The organism is Rhodococcus sp. A14 (genome assembly GCF_011603105.1).
In the GTDB taxonomy this organism is placed as follows: domain Bacteria; phylum Actinomycetota; class Actinomycetes; order Mycobacteriales; family Mycobacteriaceae; genus Rhodococcus_F; species Rhodococcus_F opacus.
Genome location: NZ_JAAOQS010000009.1, coordinates 47119 through 65340 on the forward strand (window position 1 = coordinate 47119; position 18222 = coordinate 65340).

The window sequence follows — 18222 nt, forward strand, 5'->3', positions numbered from 1 at the left end:
TCCGTCGTCTCAGGCCAGGTGTGACGACAGCGCCCGCAACGCCGTGAGCAGTTCCTCGGCGGACATCGCGTGGTCGGGATCCACCAGCCACTGCTCCGCGACGCCGAGCAGCAGCGCCTGGTAGAGAGCGCCCAGTGTGTGTGCCCGGCCCGGCTCGATGCCCGCGTCACCGAACAGTTCGACCAGCCCTTCGCGGGCATCGGCGGTCGACGCCACCAGGTTCTTTCTCAATTCCGGCAGGGAGTCCAGGTGCCCGAGCAGTTCGAACTGCAGCATCCACAACCGACGATGGGCGGTGAACGACTCGATGACACCGGCCCAGATGGCTTCGAACCGTTCCGTAGGACTCATGCCGGGTTCGATCTTCTTCCCGGCGGCCGTCGCGAGGTCGTCCCCCCAGCGCTCCATCTCCCGGTACAGCGCGGCGTGGAGCAGCGCCTCCTTGGTGCCGAAGTGATAGCCGATCGCTGCGAGGCTCACCCCGGAGGCCGACGCGATGTCCCGGGCGGTCGTCCGCGAGTATCCCTTTTCGTACAGGCTGCGCGTGGCGCCGTCGATCAGGTCTTCGCGATTTCCCATGACCTCACCCTAATGAGCCTGAGACGTATGTGTAGGACACTTGTACCAGCGCTCGCGGACGGCTCCGCCACGAAGCGTGTCCCCGCACAAGGCAGGATATAAGTCGTGTTTGACGCCCACGTTCACATCATCGACCCCCGGTTCCCGGTGGTCGAGAACCACGGCTACCTCCCGGAGCCGTTCACCATCGCCGACTACCGGGCGCGCACGGCAGGCTTCGGTGTGGACGGCGGCGCCGTCGTCACGGCCTCGTACCAGGGGACCGATCAGAACTACCTGAAGGCGGCGCTCGAGGAACTCGGCCCCAGCTGGGTGGGCGTCACCCAGATGGAGCCCGACGCCACCGACGAGAGCATCCTCGAACTCGACCGCGCCGGGGTCCGGGCCGTCCGATTCAACCTCCGGCGCAGCGCGACCGACGTGAAACTCCTCACCAAGCAGGCCCTCCGCGCGTACGAGCTGGCCGGCTGGCACGCCGAGTTCTACGTGGACGCCACGCTGCTGCTGTCGCTCGAGCCGGTGTTCGCCAAGCTCCCCGCCGTGTGCATCGACCACCTGGGGATGTCGACACGGGGCCTGCCGTACCTACTCGATCTCGTCGACCGCGGAGTCCGGGTGAAGGCCACCGGGTTCGGGCGAACCACCATCGAGAACGTCGGCGACGTGCTGCGCAAGATCCACGCCGTCAACCCCGAGGCACTGATGTTCGGCACCGACCTACCGGGCAGCCGTTCCCGAAGAGTGTTCCAGGACAGCGACATCGACATCGTCGCGGACGCGGTGGGTGACGACTTCGACGCCGTCATGGGCGGCAACGCACGCGCCTGGTACCGCTGCGACACACCCGAAGGACCCTGTTAGCACGCAGGACCCTTCACGCAGGACCCTGGTCAACAGCCTTCCATCTGCGCGCTGTTCATCGACACCATCTCGGCCACCGGCGGCGTCTGCGGCTGCGCCACCAGCCACATGTTGTAGTTGTTCATCTCCTCGCAGTCCAGCTGTTCCCGGCGTTCCTGTCGCCGCTCACGCTGCCGATCGTCCATGTCGTCGTCGTTCCGGTCGACGGCGATGGCACCGGTGCTCGATCCGTTGGCCTGCCGTTCGAGCCCCCGGACGCCGTCGGCGGTCATGATCCAGCCGAGTGTGTAATCGGCACCGTCGTGGTTGGTGGTTGCGCGGAACATGCCCTCGTCGGCAGCGGCCGGGTGGGCCACGAACGCCTTGTCTGGCATGCCCGGCGCGCTGACCTGCCCCGTCACGGTGCCGTCACTCATCGACGCGGTGAGTGTCGCTCCGTCCGGCGAAGACAGCGACGCCTTGTCGCCGTCCATGGTGCCGGTCATCCATTTCCACATCTGGTCTCCGTCGCACAGGAAGGCGATCATCTCGTCGCCGGACCTGGCCAGCGCGACGTACGCGTCGGATCCGTCGACCGAACCGACGTAGGTCGGCTCCATCTGTGGGGTCATCACGAACGGTGACGGAACCTTCTCCATCATGTTCGACGCGGGCGCCGCTTCGCCGCTGCTCGAAGCGGCTGCGCTGGTCGTGCTCGGCGCCGCCGAGTCGGACGAGTCGTCGCCGCAGCCGCTCAGGGAGAGGGCCACGGCAGCGAGGGGCGCCAGGATCCAGGTCGTCTTGTTCACGGCGTATTCCTCCGCTAGCCGGGAAGATCAACATCCGCATTTCATCATCGCAGGTGGAGGACGCTTCTGGATACCCCTCGGCGACGATTTCGAACGACCTACGTCGCGATGACCGCAGCCAGCCACACACCCGAGGCGATCAGGGCGCCGAGCAGTTCGATCAGCATCGACAGTCCGACGGCCTTGCAGGCGTGCCACGTCGACGCCCACGCCCGGTTGTGCGCACGCAACCGGTAGAGCTCGGCCACATACGTTCCCGCGATGAAGCCGAGGAACAACCCCACTACGGGAACGACGAAGAACCCCACGATCCCGGCCAGTCCGCCGACGATCAGCGACATATTGGGAACCCCGGCCGTGCGCATCCGTTTACCGGGCCAGGTGTATTTGACGACGCCGCTGATCACGAGGAACACCGTTGCGACCGCGAACACCGTCCACGCCGTCGCGCCGCCGGTCATGATGGCCCACACCAGGATTGCGGCGAAGATGAGGATCGTGCCGGGCAGGATCGGGATGACGATTCCGACGATCCCGATGACGACGGCCAGGCCGACGAGGAGTTCCGCGCCCGGACTCACGCGACGGGCTCGACGCGGGACGCCGCCTCCCGCGCACGGCTGCGCGCGGTCTCGACGTCCGGTCCCGTGGACACGGCGACGCCCATTCGCCTGCGCACGAAACTCTCGGGCTTCCCGAACAGTCGCAGGTCCGTCTCGGGGACCGCCATCGCGTCGGCGACGCCCTCGAAGCCGATACCGGCGGCGTCGATGCCGCCGTAGATCACCGCGGACGCACCGGGTGTCGTGAGGGTGGTGTCGACGGGCAGGCCGAGGATTGCGCGGGCATGCAGTTCGAACTCCGAGAGTCGTTGTGTCCGAAGGGTGACCAACCCCGTGTCGTGCGGTCGCGGACTGACCTCCGAGAAGTAGACGTCGTCACCCTTCACGAACAGTTCCACACCGAAGATCCCGCGGCCGCCCAGCGCCGTGGTCACCTTCTCGGCCACCTCCCGCGACCGGGCGAGTGCCGCGTCGCTCATCGGTTGCGGCTGCCACGACTCCACGTAATCGCCCGAGTCCTGCAGGTGCCCGATGGGCTCGCAGAAGAAGGTGCCCACCTCGCCGTCGGCATCGATCGCCCGGACGGTGAGCTGGGTGATCTCGTAGTCGAAGTCGACGAACCCTTCCACGATGACGCGGCCGTGATTGATGCGGCCGCCCGCGAGCGCGTACTCCCAGGCCGTCTCGACGTCGCCGACGTCGCGCACCGTGGACTGCCCCTTGCCGGACGACGACATCACCGGCTTGATCACGCAGGGAAAGCCGATGCGTTCGGTGGCCGCCCGGACCTCCTCGAGCGATTCGGCGAACTCGTAGGGCGACGTCGGCAGCCCCAGCTCCTCCGCCGCGAGGCGCCGGATCCCCTCGCGGTTCATGGTCAGCTGCGTCGCCCGTGCGGTGGGGATGACCACCGCGGTGCCGCGCTCCTCGACCGTGGCCAGGGCGTCGGTGGCGATCGCCTCGATCTCGGGGACCACGAAGTGGGGTCGTTCCCCCTCGACGAGACGCAACAGCGACTCCGGGTCGCTCATGTCGATCGTGTGCGCGCGGTGCGCCACCTGGTGGCCCGGCGCGTTGTCGTAGCGGTCGACGGCGATCACCTCGACCCCCAGCCGCTGCAGGGCGATGATCACTTCCTTGCCCAGCTCACCCGACCCGAGCAGCATCACGCGCGTCGCGCCTGCCGTCAGAGGTGTACCGAACCGTACGGGTGCCTGTTCACGCATGGTCACAACTATATGCGGGCACGGTTTCGCGCCGACGCCTACTTCAGCAGCCGCGACATCCGGCGGTCGGCGAGCACCTTGCCTCCGGTCTGACACGTCGCGCAGTACTGAAAAGACTTCTCCGCGAACGACACTTCCCGGACGGTGTCGCCGCAGACGGGACAGGGGAGGCCGGTCCGGGCGTGCACTCGCATCCCGGATCGCTTCTCCCCCTTCAGCCGCGCCGCGTCCTGGCCGAGCGACCTCTGGACGGCGTCGCTGAGCACCGACCGCATCGCGTCGTACAGCACGTGCACCTGGTCCTCCGGCAGGGTGCGGGACGTGGCGAACGGGGAAATCTTTGCGGTGTGCAGGATTTCGTCGGAGTACGCGTTGCCGACCCCGGCGAGCAGCGACTGGTCGACGAGTGCATTCTTGATGCGCGCCGACGTGGTGGACAGCAGCGCCGCGAACTCCGGTTCGGTGACGGCGAGGGCGTCGGGTCCGAGCCGGGCAATCCCCTCCACCTCCTGAGGGTCGTGCACCACCCACACCGCGAGCCGTTTCTTCGTGCCCGCCTCGGTGAGGTCGAACGCCGGCGTCGCGCCCTCCGGGGTGAAGAAGTGCACCCGCAGCGCCAGCGGACCCTTCCCCGGTTTCGGCGGCGCCGCAGACGGGTTGTCGGTCCAGCGCAACCAGCCCCCACGCGAGAGGTGGGTGACGAGCCACAACCCGGAGCAGTCGAGTGCGAGGTGCTTGCCGAACCGGGCCGCGCCCGTCACGTCGCGACCCTGCAGGTCGGTGATCGGGGGATCGAACGTCTTCAGCACGCTCAGGGCCGCCACGTCCACTCGGCCGACGACCGCCCCCACGGCGTGTTCACGCAGGAACTCGGCTAACGCCTCCACCTCGGGCAGCTCGGGCATGGTCCCAGGCTAACGGTAGGTGAGCGCCGAAGTGTGCTCCTCCGCGCTTTCTCACTCACCTGCGGAGGAGATAGGTGTCCATGATCCAGCCCTTGCGTTCGCGCAATTCGGCGCGCACCCGCTGGATCTCGTCCTCGACGTCGCGCAGGCGACCGGAGATCAGCACCTCGTCGGGTGTGCCGAGGTAGGCGCCCCACCAGATCTGGACGTCGTCGCCGGGGACCTGGGTGAACGTGCAGTGAGCGTCGAGCATGACCACGGCGTTGTCGACACCGTCGGGCAGACCCTCGGCCAGCCGCCTGCCGGTCGTGATGTGCACGGGTTCGCCGATCCGGTTGAGCACGATCCGGTGCTGCGCGGCCAGCGACTGCACACTGGTGACGCCGGGGATCACCGAGTAGTCGAACGACACGTTGCCGCGGGCGAGCACCCGCTCGACGATCCGCAGCGTGCTGTCGTAGAGCGACGGATCACCCCACACGAGGATCGCCCCGACCCCCGGCTCGGACGCGAACTCGGCCTCGAACAGTGCCGCCCGGCGCTCGTGCCAGTCGTCGACCACGCCCTCGTAGTCGGACGGCGTGCGGTCGCGGGGCGGATCGACGATGTCCACGACGCGGTACGGGCCGGTGACGTGCTCCTCGAGGATCGTAGTGCGGAGATCGACGAGGTCCTGCCTCTCGTCGCCCTTGCCGATGACGAAGAACACATCGGCCTTGTTCATCGCCTTGATCGCCTGGACCGTCACCTGGTCGGGGTCGCCGGCGCCGATGCCGATCACGAAGAGTTCACGCATGGGCGCAGGCTATCGCTCGTGCGCCTTTCCGGTTGTTCCAGCTACCGAAAAGGCGCACGGGCGCGAAGCGCCTAAACTGGACGCCGTGACTGTGCCGACCCCGTACGAAGACCTGCTCCGACTCGTCATGGACACGGGCACCCCGAAGGCAGACCGCACCGGGACCGGCACGAAGAGCGTCTTCGGTCATCAGATGCGCTGGAACCTCGCGGACGGGTTTCCGCTGATCACCACGAAGAAGGTGCACCTCAAGTCGATCGTGTACGAACTGTTGTGGTTCCTGCGCGGCGATTCCAACGTGAAGTGGCTTCAGGACAACGGCGTCACGATTTGGGACGAGTGGGCGGACGCCGACGGTGAACTGGGCCCGGTGTACGGCGTGCAGTGGCGCAGCTGGCCGACCCCGTCGGGCGAGCACATCGACCAGATCACCCAGACCATCGAGACGCTGAAGTCGAACCCGGACTCGCGTCGCATCATCGTGTCGGCGTGGAACGTCGGCGACATCCCGCAGATGGCGCTGGCGCCGTGCCACGCGTTCTTCCAGTTCTACGTCGCGGACGGCAAGCTGTCGTGCCAGCTGTACCAGCGCAGCGCCGACCTGTTCCTGGGCGTGCCGTTCAACATCGCGAGTTACGCGCTCCTCACCCACATGGTGGCGCAGCAGGCCGGGCTCGAAGCGGGCGACTTCATCTGGACGGGCGGCGACTGCCACATCTACGACAATCACGTCGACCAGGTCACCGAGCAGTTGAGCCGGGAGCCGTTGCCGTATCCCACGCTGAAACTGCACAAGCGGGATTCGATCTTCGACTACACCTTCGAGGACGTGGAGATCGTCGACTACCGGCACCACCCCGCCATCAAGGCGCCGGTGGCCGTCTAGTGGCGGCGCGGCAGGTCAAGCTGGTCTGGGCACAGGGCGTCGGCGGCGTCATCGGTCGCGACAACACGATCCCGTGGCACGTCCCCGAGGACATGGCGTACTTCAAGAAGGTGACGCAGGGGCACCCGGTGATCATGGGCCGCAGGACGTGGGACTCGCTGCCCCCGAGGTTCCGGCCCCTGCCCGGGCGGCGCAACATCGTGATCAGCCGTCAGCCCGACTGGACCGCGGAGGGTGCCGAGTCCGCCGACGGGCTCGACTCCGCACTCGCGCTCACCGACGAGGACGTCTGCGTCATCGGCGGCGCGCAGATCTACACGGCGGCAATGCCGTTCGCCACGCAGCTACTGGTCTCCGAGATCGACGTCACGATCGGCGGCGACGCCTGGGCACCCCCGATCGACGACTCCTGGCACGCGCAGGACACCGGTGAGTGGCTCACGTCGGCGAAGAACGGCACCCGGTACCGGTGGATCACCTACACCCGGGCATTACCTGCGAGGTAATTGAGAGCATTCGGCTTCGGCGCCAACGGCGTCGCCTACCTCGCCGCCGCCACCGTGCTCGACGACGTCCTCGGCCCGACAGCCGGCTTCCTTCGTGCCATCGGCGTCTTTCTGCTCGTCTTCACCGCCGGGGTGTGGGCGGTGAGCGTGCCGGACCGTCCCGCGCCGGCCGCGGTGGACGCCGTCGTCCTCGCGAACGTCGTCTGGGTGGGCGCGAGCGTGGCCCTGGTGCTCACGCAGTCGCAGCACCTCACTACCGTCGGCGTCGTCTGGGTGCTGCTGCAGGCCGTGGTGGTCGGCGCGTTCGCCGCGGCCCAGGGCTGGGCCCTCACCCGGCGCTGACCGACGCCCCCTTTGCCGCCGCACCGTTACCCCATTCGACGGGTGACGGTGCGCGCAGTGGTTCATACTCACCTCATGGACAAGAAGTCACTGACCGCCCTTGCCCGTCAGCAACTGAAGTTGGCAGGCGGGACGTCCAGCGGCCGCAGTTCGCAGACCGTGTACGGCGGACATCGGCGCAGCCTCCGACAGACCGTCATCGCCTTGGCCGCGGGTCAGAAGATGGCCGAGCACGAGAGCCCGGGCGAGGCCACCCTGTTCATTCTCAGCGGCAAACTGAACCTCGTGTCCGGCGAGGACTCGTGGAAGGGTTCCACCGGCGATCTGCTGGTCCTTCCGACCGATCGGCACAGCGTCGAGGCGATCGAGGACGTCGCGTTCCTGCTCACCGTCGCCATGTGACGGCCGGTTCGCGGACACCGCGGGCCACCACCGCTCGCCGGTATCGTCGGTACCGGCACGCACAGCAGTGGAGACGCAGGAGAACGCATGACCGAATCCCAGCCGGTGATCGAGGTGGCCGTCGCCGCGGCGCCCTCGGTGGTGTGGCAGGCCCTGCGCGACCCGGAGTTGATCCGACGCTGGCACGGCTGGGACTACGCCGGCCTGGCCGACGAGATCAGGGAAATCTACTTCGACGACGTGACCGAGGACGCCGCCGCCTGCACCCTCGCCCTGAACGGCGCCGACACGTTCAGCCTCCACGAGCACGAGGGCACCACACTGGTGCGAATCACCCGCCCGGCCCGCAGCGGCGACCCCGCCGCGGACGACTGGTACGACGACGTCACCGAGGGCTGGACCACGTTCCTGCAGTTCCTCAAATTCGGCATCGAGCGGCACGGACTCGACGAGCGTCGCACGCTGTTCCTCGAAGGCCCGGTCGCGGAGGGTGATTCGGCGCGGCACCTGCTCGGCCTCGACAAGCTCGAGGGCATGACGGTCGGCGATCATTTCACCGTGGTCGCCGAGACGGGCGATCTGCTGCACGGGGTGGTGTGTTTCGTGGGCGAACACCAGACCGCGGTGAGTGTCGACGACCTCGGCCCGGGACTGTTGCAGTTCGGCGAGCAGCCCGTCAACGCGGCACGTCCCCACGGCGGTGCGCAGATCCTGCTGGCGGCCTACGACCTGGACGACGAGGAGTGGGCCGAACTCGACGAGCGCTGGAGAGAGTGGTGGCAGGCCCGGCCGGGGGCCGAACCTGCCACCTGAGTTCTCGAACGGTCAGGCGAGCACAGTGCCCAGCGTGGGCCACCAGATCGTGCTCTTGACGACGTTCGGTCCCACCTGGTGGTTCAGCGAGCCGTACACGGCCGCCACGACCAGACCGCTGCCGAGCCCGGCCACCGGCGGCGAGGAGACGACCGTGGGAACCGCGACGTTGTTCTGGTCCAGCTTCACGATGCCGCTGGCACCGGTGGCGAAGCTGTAGTAGACGACGTCGAGTTCGGCGCCGGTCTGGTCGTTCGCGATGACGCCCGGTCCGCCGAAAAATCCGAAGCGGAACTGGTTGCTCATGTTGGTCGCCACGCCCGCTCCGTACAGCTGTCCGAGGACCGGACCGCCCTGCCCGGTGTCGGAGTACGCGGGGATCTGGAAGATCTGGCCCGGAAGGGCGATGTTCGTCGCCGCGGTGTCGGCCGGCGACGCGGCGAGTCGCTCGATGGCGGCCTCGGCCTCGGGATTACCGGCGGCGACGGTGCGCAGCTTCGCGATCGCGGTGGCCGGGTCGACGACGGGAGCGGAATCTGCGGGCTGCGCCGACACGACGCCGGTGAACATCATCGTCGCTGCCACTGCAGCGGTCAGACCTGCCGCGACCCGTCGTCCGAAGTGCCGTCGATTCATTCTTCTTCTCCCTCGTCACGTCAATGGGTAAGCATTAGTTCGAATGAGTAAACACTCGAGCCCTTATCGACGCCGCGGTTCGCGGCGTTACGCCGCCTCCGGACCTATGCTGCAGACATGGGACCGGACGGTGGGCACGAGGCGAGGATCAGTGAGTTCCGGGAGGGGCTCGCCGCCGTGGTCCCCACCCGCCGAAGTCTGCAGCGCCTGTTCGAGGCGGTCCTCGTGGTCGGTTCGGGACTCGAGCTGGATTCCACCCTGCAGCGCATCGTCACGTCGGCCACCTCCCTGCTCGACGCCCGGTACGGCGCGCTCGGTGTCCACGCCCCCGACGGGGGCCTGTCGGAGTTCGTCTACGAGGGCATCACGCCGGAAGAGCGTGCGCACATGGGTCACCTGCCCGAAGGCCGTGGGCTGCTGGGACTGCTGATCCACGACCCCCGCCCGGTGCGACTCGCCAACCTGGCCGATCACCCTGGGTCGATCGGCTTCCCGCCCAATCATCCACCGATGAAGAGCTTTCTGGGTATGCCGATCATGATGCGGGGCAAGGTTTTCGGAAGCATCTATCTCACCGAGAAACTGAGCGGTCCCGAGTTCACCGACGAGGACGAGGTGATCCTGCGCGCGCTCGCGACCTCGGCAGGAGTGGCGGTCGAGAATTCGCGGCTGTTCGAGGAATCGCGGACGCGGGAGCGGTGGTTGACGGCCGTCGCGGCGATCACGTCCCGGCTGATGGTCGGCGGATCACTCGACGAAACACTCCACACACTCGCCGCCGAGGTACGCGAACTGTCCAGCGGCGACGAGGTCTACATCGTCGTCACGCTCGGCGAGGGCGCAGTGGTCGGGGCGGACAGCACGGTGCGGCCGCTGCGCGACAGCTTCCGCATCGCCACCCAGGCCGAGCCGTTCGCCGAAGTGCTGCGTTCCCGCACTCCCGCACTGCTGACGGGGCTCGACGGTCTGGCACCGTTCTCCGCCGAGGCGGGCCGGGCCGCGGTGCTGCCGTTGTCGACGGCGTCGGGGGTCGGCGGGGTCCTGGTGGTCACGGCGCGCGGCAACACTGCGTGGGATCCGGACGAGGTCGCCCGGCTCGAATCGGTGGCCGACCTGGCTGCCGTCGCAGTGGAATTCTCCGATCAGCAGAGCAAACAACGGCTGCTGTCGGTGCTCGCCGACCGTGACCGGATCGCGCGTGACCTGCACGACAACGTCATTCAGCGATTGTTCGCCACCGGCATGAGCCTGCAGAGCACGCACGCGGTCGGAGACGTCCCGGACGGCGTGCGCTCCATCGTGGCCACCGCGGTCGAACAACTCGATCGCACGGTGCGCGAGATCCGCACCACCATCTTCGATCTGCAGGCCACCGGCATCGCATCCGCGACGAGTCTGCGCCGTCGCCTCCTCGACGTGATCGGCGACCTCACCTCCCAGTCACCGATCGCGCCGAACGTACAGTTCTCCGGCGCCATCGACACTCTCGTGCCCAGCCGCATCCACCAGCACGCGGAGGCGGTGCTGCGGGAAGCCCTGAGTAATGCGCTGCGGCACGCGCGGGCCACCACCATCGACATCTCGGTGGCCGCCGGGGACGACCTCACCGTTACGGTCGCGGACGACGGCATCGGGATCGCCGACGGCGCCCGGCGCAGCGGACTGGACAACCTCGATCGGCGCGCCGAGCACTGCGGCGGCGCCTGCACCGTCGACGCCGAGGGCGGCGGAACCGTCGTCACCTGGCGTGTTCCGTTGACGTGATGAAGAATTCAGCGCTGGTTGCGTAGTTCGGTGGCCAGCACGGCCGCCTGCGTGCGTCGTTGCATCCCGAGTTTGGACAACAGCCGCGACACGTAGTTCTTGATCGTCTTCTCGGCGAGGAAGAGCCGCTCGGCGATCTCCCGGTTGGTGAGCCCCTCGCCGATCAACTCGAACACGGCGCGTTCCTGCTCGGACAGTTCCGCCAGGGGGTCTTCCCGCCGCGCGGACCTGATCCGGTTCATCAGCGCCGACGTCGCCCTGCTGTCGAGCAGCGAACCGCCCTCCCCCACCGTTCGCACGGCGGCGACCAGGTCGGTGCCGAGGATCTGTTTGAGGACGAATCCGGACGCTCCGGCCATGATGGCGTCGAACAGCGCCTCGTCGTCCGAGTACGACGTGAGCATCAGGCACCGCAGTTCGGGCAGAGCCGCGCGGAGGTCCCGGCACAGTTCGACACCGTTGCCGTCGGGCAACCGGACGTCGAGCACGGCGACGTCGGCGCCGCAACCCGGGATGCGCGCCATCGCCTCGCCGACGGACGCGGCCTCCCCGACCACCTCGAGGTCGGGCACGCTGCCGAGTAGATCGACCAGGCCTCGTCGCACGATCTCGTGGTCGTCGACCAGGAACACCCGCGTGGTCATGTCTGCACCTCCACCGTCTTCTCCTCGAACCGTACCGCGCCGGCGACCGGAGCCCACCCCTCCGGGACCTCTCCCCCACGCATTGGGGACCTTCGACCCAAGCGCAGGCGCCGCGGTGCGCGGAAAGCTGAGGATGCGGGGGAACACCCGGACACCACAAGTGGAGGTCGCGATGAACAGCTGGTCGCTCAGTGACATCGAGGTGGTCTCCCGCGCCATCGTCTCGGCCCCGTCGATCCACGACACCCAGCCGTGGGATCTGCGGCTCGACGGCAGCTGCGCGGAGATCAGCGAGCGTCGCGGCTTCACGGACACGCCGCGCGCCGACCGCGTGATCTCGTGCGGCGCGGGCGTCGCGAACGTGGAGCTCGCGTTGCGGGCGCTCGGCAGGAAGATCGAGACCGACCTGCTGCCCGATCCGCGCAGGCCCGACCTCGTCGCGTCCGTTCGGGCCGTGGGCACGGCCTCGCCGTCGAGTACCGAGCTGAGGCTGTTCTCCGCCATGGCTCGCCGCCGGAGTCATCGAGAAGCGTTCGCCGACATACCGGTTCCCGCAGCAACCATTGACGACATCATCCGCGCGGCGGCGACGGAGGGCGTCCGCGCCCGGCTGCTCGCCGCGGACGAGGCGCCCGCGCTCGCCGACGTGCTCCTCTATTCCGCTGACCGGGTTCGGCAGGATCCCGGTCACCAGCGCGACCTCTTCCCGTGGACGTCGCACTGGCTGCCGCAGGGCGGTCACGAGTCGGTCGACACGATCCGCACCGTCGTCACCCGCGGCGTCCCCGATTCGGCACGCCTCGCCGCGGCGATCGAGGGCGAGACCGTCCTCGTGTTCGTCTCGGACACGCAGGAGTCGATCGACCTGGTCCGCACCGGAATCGCGGTCGAACGAGCGTGGCTGACCGCAGTCGACGCCCGGCTGGGCGCCTCCATCCTCTCCCACCCGCTGCGCGTCGACGATTCGGCGCGTCGCCTCGCACATCGACTCGACGTGCCGGGCCATCCACAGCTGATCCTGCGAATCGGATACTGACAGACCAGAAACGGAGTGCCCTTGTGAGCCGCGTACTCACGGACCGCGAACTGCTGCACGAACTCGAGGACGTCGCCGAGGACAACGTCAACCGCCACCTGGCCATGGCGAAGGACTGGCATCCCCACGACTACGTTCCGTGGGACGACGGCCGCAACTTCGCGGCGCTGGGCGGGGAGGACTGGGATCCGGAGCAGTCCCAGCTCAGCGACACCGCGCGGGCGGCGATGATCACCAATCTGCTGACCGAGGACAACCTGCCGTCCTACCACCGCGAGATCGCCCAGCACTTCTCACTCGACGGCGCCTGGGGCACGTGGGTGGGCCGGTGGACCGCGGAGGAGAACAAGCACTCCATCGTGATGCGGGACTATCTGGTCGTGACGCGAGGGGTCGACCCGGTAGCGCTCGAGCAGGCTCGAATGGACCACATGACACAGGGCTTCGATCCCGGTGGCGGGTCCATGCTGGATTCGGTGTCGTACGTGACGTTCCAGGAACTGGCCACCCGGGTGTCGCACCGGAACACGGGTAAGGCGTGCGGTGATCCGATCGCGGACCGGATGCTCGCCCGGGTGGCGGCCGACGAGAACTTGCACATGATGTTCTACCGCAACATCGTCGGTGCCGCCCTGGACGTCGCACCCGACCAGGCCATTGCCGCGATCCACAAGGTGGTGACCAACTTCCAGATGCCCGGTGCGGGCATGCACAATTTCCGCCGCAACGCGGTCCTGATCGCGAAGGGCGGCATCTACGACCTGCGCCAGCATCTCGACGACGTCGTCCTACCGGTGCTCCGGAAGTGGAACATGTTCGAGCGTAACGATTTCGGACCGGACGGTGAACGCTGCCGCGAGGAACTGGCGGTGTTCCTGCAGAGCCTGGAAGCCAAGGCCGCCCGGTTCGAGGAGTCGCGGGATCGCGCGCTCGCCCGCGAAGCCCGGCGCGGCGGGCGCGTCGCGGCCCGCTAACGCACCTCGAAGACCAGTGGGAACCGCGACGCGGCGTCGTCGAGTTCGGGTGCCGGAGCCCCCTTCAGGAAGGGTCGAACATCCCTGCCACGAGGTCGTTGGTGGTGTCGACCACCTCCTGGCGGGGAGCCGTGCCGAGGCTGAAACCGGCTGGCAGGCGGATTCGAGTAGTCGTCGCCCCCAGAACCTGTCCCGGCCTTCGGGCTCTCCGCGTGACGCGAGTTGAGCACGCTGAGCAGTGGAGTGCCGGGATCCTGGGAGACGATCGGGCTCGCCGTGTTCGCGTACAGGAGCGCTCCGTCGAAATCGACCCCGGCGTCCACCCGCGGTTCGTCGAGGAGGACCTGCGTGGTGGTGGCTCCGCCGTTCGAATGACCGAACATCCCGATCCGGTCGGGATCGACGGCCTCGGGGAGACCGTCCGGCAACAGCCCGCCGATCCCGTCGGGGTCGTCACCGCGGGAGAGGGATTCGACGGTGTCGACGACGAAACTCGCATCCTCCACCCGGGTGTCGAGCGCCTTCTTCTGGGTGTCGGCGGCGTACGGGTCGGTGATCTGTGACGTGACGACGCGGCCGTTCGGGAACACCGTCGCGAGGGCCTCACCCGTGTGGTCCATGCTGATCACCACGTAGCCGCGGCTCGCGAGATCCTCGGCGGCGATCGTGTACAGCGTCCGCGGCGCATGGAAGCCCGGCGAGAAGAGGACGACGGGAAGCGAGCGGGGAAACCACTGAGCCGGCAACCAGTCCCCGGAGTATGAGGGTTGCCTTCACTCGAGCCTCCTCTGCGAAGTCGAGCGAAGGCTACCGCACCATCGTCGCGATCGGGGGTGCTAGCTTTCCGGCCTGACGATCATCACCGGGCAATCCGCGGTGTGGAGCAACGCATTGCTGGTGGAGCCCAGCAGCATTCCCGTGAAGCCACCCCGGCCGCGGCTGCCCACGACGATCAGCTGCGCCTTCTCGGCGAACTCGCTGAGCACCCGCACCGGGCGGTCCCGCGCGACGACGCGTTCGACCGTCACATCGGGGTACCGCTCCTGGTACCCGGCCAGGCGCTCCGACAGCACCACTTCTTCGCCCGTCTGGATGCTGCTCCACAGCGCGTCCTCCGGGCTGGCGCCGAGTGACGGCTGCACACTGACATCGCTCCACACGTTGACCGCGACCAGGCTCGCTCCGCGGGCGGCGGCCTGCTCGAATGCCACTTCCACCGCCGCCTTGCTGCTTTCCGAGCCGTCGATGCCGACCACGATCGGCCCCTCGGTCGGTGGCTGCCCGTCCATGGTCCGCCCCCGCACGACCACCAGCGGGCAATGACCGTGCGCCGCGACCGCGGAGGTGGTGGAACCGACCAGCAGACCGGTGAACTCACCGTGCCCGCGCGAACCGAGCACCACCATGTGCGCGTTCGCGGAGAGCTCGATGAGTGTCTGGCTCACCTTGCCCTCGTGCTGTTCGGTGGTGATGTCGAGCGGCTCGTCCACCGTCTGCTTGGCGTGCACCCGCGCGCTGCCGAGCCGGGCCTTCGCCGTGTCCTCGAGTTCTTCCTTGAAGCTCTCGGCCAGGTACGGCTCGGTGTAGTAGAAGGCAGGAATGTGCACCACTGTCACGATGTGCAGCGGGAGCGACAGTGCGGCGGCGGCGCGAGCAGCCCACGCCACGGCGGCCGAGGCCGCCTCGGATCCGTCCACACCCACGACGATCGGCTTGATTCCGGTCATGGTCACCTTTCCTGATTCTTCCGGCTGGGCACTGCTGGGGTTCGCGGGGCTACCCGCAGATCTTGCGGAGCTTCTCGACCAACGCGACGCGTCCCGCACGATCCGCGGCGAGCGGGGTGACGGTGAGCGTGGTGACCCCGGACTCGGCGAAGGCGGCCACCCGCTCCGCGACGTAGCTCTCCGGACCGATCAGCGACACGGCCCGCACCAGATCGTCCGGCACCGCGGCGGCGGCCTCGTCCTTCTTGCCCGACAGGTAGAGGTCCTGGATGGTCTCGGCTTCCTTCTCGTAGCCGTACCGGACCGCGAGGTCGTTGTAGAAATTCTTGCCCTTCGCGCCCATGCCGCCGATGTACAGCGCGAGCCCGGGGCGGACCCAGTCGAGCATGTGCTCGACGTCGTCGCCGATGGCGAGGGCGGGCGACGCGAAGACCTGCAGCTCACCGAGGCTGGGGTCGCGCTTCGCCTTGCCCTTGGCCAGGGGCTCGCCCCACACGCTCGCCGCCTTCTCCGGGTGGTAGAAGATGGGTTCCCAGCCCTCGGCGATCTCGGCGGTCAGCTCCACGTTCTTCGGCCCGAGTGAGGCGATGACGATCGGGATGCGATCACGCACAGGGTGGTTGATGATCTTCAGCGGCTTGCCCAGCCCGGTGCCCTTGTCGGCGGGCAGCGGAATCTGGTAGTACTTACCCTGGAACTCGACCTTCTCGCGGCGCCACACCTTGCGGCAGATCTCGACGACCTCGCGGGTGCGCCCGAGCGGGGCGTCGTACTTGACGCCGTGAAAGCCCTCGATCACCTGCGGTCCGGAGGCGCCGAGGCCCATCACGAAGCGTCCGTCCGACACGAAGTCGAGGCCGGCGGCCGTCATGGCGGTCAGGCTGGGCGTGCGGGTGTAGATCTGGAAGATCCCGGACGCGAGTTCGAGTGTCGTGGTCTTGGCGGCGAGGTAGCCGATCTGGCTCACCGCGTCGAACGAGTAGGCCTCGGGCACGAACGCGATGTCGAGTCCGGCTTTCTCCAGGTCGGCCACCTCCTCGACCGTCTCGGCGAAACCGCCGCTGTAGTTCAAGCCCATACCAATGCGCACGTCGTTCCCCAATCCTGGCGTTATCTGCAACCTGTTCCTGCTTCAACTCAGACACTACTGCGAGCAATGGCGTCAGGGGCGTGCAGGCCTCACGACGACCACCGGGCAATGTGCCCCACCGACCAGGCTGTTGCTGGTCGATCCGAGCAGCATCCCCTTGAAACCGCCGCGCCCCCGGCTGCCGACCACCAGCAGTTGCGCCTTCTTCGACCACTCGAGCAATCGCGCCCGCGGATTGTCGATGTACACCTCCCGGGTGACCCGCACATCGGGGTACTTCTCCTGCCAGCCGGCGAGGCTCTCGGCGAGAACGGCGTGTTCGTCCTCCTCGAGCCCCTGCGGCACCAGCGCCGCGGCCCGCGGGTCCTCGAACGCTGCCGGTCCGAGGTCGCTCCAGACGTGGACGGCCACCAACGGCGCGTTCCGCAGCGACGCCTCCTGGAAGGCCACCGAGATCGCCCGCTCACTGGTGGGGCTGCCGTCGACGCCGACCACGACGGGTCCGTCGGCGTGGGCGTCGCCGCGGACCACGACGACCGGGCAGTGGGCGTGACTGGTGACGTTGATCGCCGTGTTCCCGAGCAGTGCGGTGGCTGCCGCTCCGGACCCGGACGCGCCGACCACCACGATCCGGGCGTTCTCGGACAGGTCGACGAGCCACTGGGCACTGCTGCCGATCGACAGTTCGGTGTGGACGTCGATGATGGGATTGACCGCGAACGCCTGCTCCTGCGCCTCGGCGAGAATCGCCTTGCCACTCGCTTCGACCCACTCGTACACGCCGCCCGAATCCATGTAGGGACCGCCGAACCCGTACGGAGCGAAGTCGAGTGCGTGGATGATCTTCAGGTTCAGTCCACGTTCGGTGGCCAGTTCGGCGGCCACCCGAACAGCGGACTTCGAGGTGTCCGATCCGTCGACACCGACGACGACGCTGTTGCGGTCCCGTGTGCTCATGACTTCACACTATCCCCGGCCTCCACTTCGCGTCTGCCGCCCTTCGCCTTTCGACGAGGGACTTAAGTCCCCACCATCTCGGGCTCTCCGCCCGTAGCCGTGACGGCCGACTTCGGCGATGATGAAAAGATGGAGTGGTCTGTCCAGCGCGAAACCGACTGGGCCACTGCATTTTCCGCTCAGATTCTGTCGGGAGCGACGTCGGTCACAAATTTGGTATCCGAGATGAGAATTAAAGTACCTTCGGGTCATGCAACTCACACAGTTCACCGACCTCGGACTGCGGGTGGTCATGCGACTGGCCGTCGCCGGGGACGGCGAACGACCGGGGAGCCGGGCGATCGCCGAGGAACTGTCGGTCTCGTACACCCACGCCGCCAAAGTGATTACCCGGCTGGGTGAGCTCGGCATCGTCGACGCACGCCGGGGACGCGCGGGCGGTCTGGCCATCACCGAACTCGGGCGCACCGCCTCCGTCGGCTGGCTCGCCCGCCGACTCGAAGGCGATTCGGAGGTCGTCGACTGCGACGGCGCCCAACCGTGCCCGCTGCGATCGGGGTGCCTGCTGCGGTCGGCGCTGCGACGCGCACAGAATGCGTTCTTCGAGTCGCTGGACGCCCTCACGATCGAAGACCTCACCCGGTCCCCCACCGGAACCGTGCTGCTCGCCCTCCCGCGAGTATCTGCCGCCACAACTTCCCAGATTTCTCGAACGATCGGAGAATGA

General features: G+C 67.8%; 22 protein-coding genes. 10 read left to right on the forward strand and 12 right to left on the reverse strand.

Going from position 1 to position 18222, the window contains the following annotated elements; translation table 11 throughout:
• Positions 1 to 9: 9 nt before the first annotated feature.
• Positions 10 to 579 (reverse strand): TetR/AcrR family transcriptional regulator, encoded by a 570-nt coding sequence (locus G9373_RS07500; RefSeq protein WP_005254199.1) that lies wholly within the window; start codon positions 577 to 579, stop codon positions 10 to 12.
• Positions 580 to 684: 105 nt separating this feature from the next.
• Here G9373_RS07500 and G9373_RS07505 point away from each other — a divergent pair, with 105 nt between their 5' ends.
• Entirely contained in the window at positions 685 to 1440 is a 756-nt protein-coding gene (locus G9373_RS07505; RefSeq protein WP_005562405.1) for an amidohydrolase family protein, read from the forward strand.
• 29 nt (positions 1441 to 1469) lie between these two features.
• Here the strand turns inward: G9373_RS07505 and G9373_RS07510 are convergent, their stop codons facing one another.
• The 5 genes from G9373_RS07510 to cobF all read right to left on the reverse strand — a co-directional run bounded on the left by G9373_RS07510 (position 1470) and on the right by cobF (position 5718).
• Positions 1470 to 2228 (reverse strand): hypothetical protein, encoded by a 759-nt coding sequence (locus G9373_RS07510; protein WP_133985076.1) that lies wholly within the window; start codon positions 2226 to 2228, stop codon positions 1470 to 1472.
• A 98-nt stretch (positions 2229 to 2326) separates the two neighbouring features.
• Positions 2327 to 2809, reverse strand: coding sequence for a DUF456 domain-containing protein (locus tag G9373_RS07515; protein ID WP_167114537.1), 483 nt, complete (start codon positions 2807 to 2809; stop codon positions 2327 to 2329).
• Complete coding sequence (purT, locus tag G9373_RS07520) at positions 2806 to 4017, reverse strand: formate-dependent phosphoribosylglycinamide formyltransferase (RefSeq protein ID WP_167114540.1); 1212 nt, start codon at positions 4015 to 4017, stop codon at positions 2806 to 2808. Before purT ends, G9373_RS07515 begins: the two co-directional genes overlap by 4 nt.
• Positions 4018 to 4055: 38 nt before the next feature.
• Positions 4056 to 4922, reverse strand: coding sequence for a DNA-formamidopyrimidine glycosylase family protein (locus tag G9373_RS07525; RefSeq protein ID WP_005251638.1), 867 nt, complete (start codon positions 4920 to 4922; stop codon positions 4056 to 4058).
• A 55-nt stretch (positions 4923 to 4977) separates the two neighbouring features.
• Positions 4978 to 5718 carry a precorrin-6A synthase (deacetylating) gene (gene cobF, locus G9373_RS07530; RefSeq protein ID WP_133985082.1) on the reverse strand — a complete coding sequence of 247 codons (741 nt, stop codon included), beginning with the start codon at positions 5716 to 5718 and terminating at the stop codon, positions 4978 to 4980.
• 85 nt (positions 5719 to 5803) lie between these two features.
• On the opposite strand from cobF, the gene G9373_RS07535 reads away from it, so the two are divergent.
• The 5 genes from G9373_RS07535 to G9373_RS07555 all read left to right on the forward strand — a co-directional run bounded on the left by G9373_RS07535 (position 5804) and on the right by G9373_RS07555 (position 8667).
• Positions 5804 to 6604: a thymidylate synthase gene (locus tag G9373_RS07535; protein WP_005562396.1), complete on the forward strand. Its 801-nt coding sequence runs from the start codon at positions 5804 to 5806 to the stop codon at positions 6602 to 6604.
• Positions 6604 to 7110, forward strand: coding sequence for a dihydrofolate reductase (locus G9373_RS07540; protein ID WP_005562395.1), 507 nt, complete (start codon positions 6604 to 6606; stop codon positions 7108 to 7110). The genes G9373_RS07535 and G9373_RS07540 overlap by 1 nt, the downstream gene beginning before the upstream one ends.
• Positions 7111 to 7452 carry a hypothetical protein gene (locus tag G9373_RS07545; protein ID WP_065492127.1) on the forward strand — a complete coding sequence of 114 codons (342 nt, stop codon included), beginning with the start codon at positions 7111 to 7113 and terminating at the stop codon, positions 7450 to 7452.
• A 75-nt stretch (positions 7453 to 7527) separates the two neighbouring features.
• Positions 7528 to 7854: a cupin domain-containing protein gene (locus G9373_RS07550; RefSeq protein ID WP_005254209.1), complete on the forward strand. Its 327-nt coding sequence runs from the start codon at positions 7528 to 7530 to the stop codon at positions 7852 to 7854.
• 87 nt (positions 7855 to 7941) lie between these two features.
• Positions 7942 to 8667 carry a hypothetical protein gene (locus G9373_RS07555; RefSeq protein WP_005254210.1) on the forward strand — a complete coding sequence of 242 codons (726 nt, stop codon included), beginning with the start codon at positions 7942 to 7944 and terminating at the stop codon, positions 8665 to 8667.
• A 12-nt stretch (positions 8668 to 8679) separates the two neighbouring features.
• Here G9373_RS07555 and G9373_RS07560 read toward each other — a convergent pair whose 3' ends face one another.
• Complete coding sequence (locus tag G9373_RS07560) at positions 8680 to 9303, reverse strand: hypothetical protein (protein ID WP_054245478.1); 624 nt, start codon at positions 9301 to 9303, stop codon at positions 8680 to 8682.
• 117 nt (positions 9304 to 9420) lie between these two features.
• On the opposite strand from G9373_RS07560, the gene G9373_RS07565 reads away from it, so the two are divergent.
• Positions 9421 to 11067 (forward strand): GAF domain-containing protein, encoded by a 1647-nt coding sequence (locus G9373_RS07565; protein ID WP_007296469.1) that lies wholly within the window; start codon positions 9421 to 9423, stop codon positions 11065 to 11067.
• An 8-nt stretch (positions 11068 to 11075) separates the two neighbouring features.
• On the opposite strand, the gene G9373_RS07570 is transcribed toward G9373_RS07565, so the two are convergent.
• The gene (locus G9373_RS07570) at positions 11076 to 11711 is read right to left on the reverse strand and encodes a response regulator transcription factor (RefSeq protein ID WP_005254213.1); all 636 of its coding nucleotides are present in this window, start codon (positions 11709 to 11711) and stop codon (positions 11076 to 11078) included.
• Between the two features lie 172 nt (positions 11712 to 11883).
• On the opposite strand from G9373_RS07570, the gene G9373_RS07575 reads away from it, so the two are divergent.
• The gene (locus tag G9373_RS07575; RefSeq protein WP_133985084.1) at positions 11884 to 12747 is read left to right on the forward strand and encodes a nitroreductase family protein; all 864 of its coding nucleotides are present in this window, start codon (positions 11884 to 11886) and stop codon (positions 12745 to 12747) included.
• Between the two features lie 23 nt (positions 12748 to 12770).
• Positions 12771 to 13721 carry an acyl-ACP desaturase gene (locus tag G9373_RS07580; protein WP_065492129.1) on the forward strand — a complete coding sequence of 317 codons (951 nt, stop codon included), beginning with the start codon at positions 12771 to 12773 and terminating at the stop codon, positions 13719 to 13721.
• On the opposite strand, the gene G9373_RS46285 is transcribed toward G9373_RS07580, so the two are convergent.
• From G9373_RS46285 to G9373_RS07600, 4 genes are all read right to left on the reverse strand, one after another.
• Entirely contained in the window at positions 13718 to 14467 is a 750-nt protein-coding gene (locus G9373_RS46285; RefSeq protein WP_054245480.1) for a hypothetical protein, read from the reverse strand. The two genes, G9373_RS07580 and G9373_RS46285, sit on opposite strands and share 4 nt — an antisense overlap.
• Positions 14468 to 14557: 90 nt before the next feature.
• Positions 14558 to 15448, reverse strand: a complete 891-nt coding sequence (locus G9373_RS07590; RefSeq protein ID WP_054245520.1) for a universal stress protein — start codon at positions 15446 to 15448, stop codon at positions 14558 to 14560.
• Positions 15449 to 15497: 49 nt separating this feature from the next.
• Positions 15498 to 16538 carry an LLM class F420-dependent oxidoreductase gene (locus G9373_RS07595; RefSeq protein WP_167114543.1) on the reverse strand — a complete coding sequence of 347 codons (1041 nt, stop codon included), beginning with the start codon at positions 16536 to 16538 and terminating at the stop codon, positions 15498 to 15500.
• 72 nt (positions 16539 to 16610) lie between these two features.
• On the reverse strand, positions 16611 to 17495 hold the full coding sequence (locus tag G9373_RS07600) for a universal stress protein (RefSeq protein ID WP_005254220.1): 885 nt from the start codon (positions 17493 to 17495) through the stop codon (positions 16611 to 16613).
• 250 nt (positions 17496 to 17745) lie between these two features.
• Here G9373_RS07600 and G9373_RS07605 point away from each other — a divergent pair, with 250 nt between their 5' ends.
• Positions 17746 to 18222, forward strand: a complete 477-nt coding sequence (locus tag G9373_RS07605; RefSeq protein WP_005573596.1) for an Rrf2 family transcriptional regulator — start codon at positions 17746 to 17748, stop codon at positions 18220 to 18222.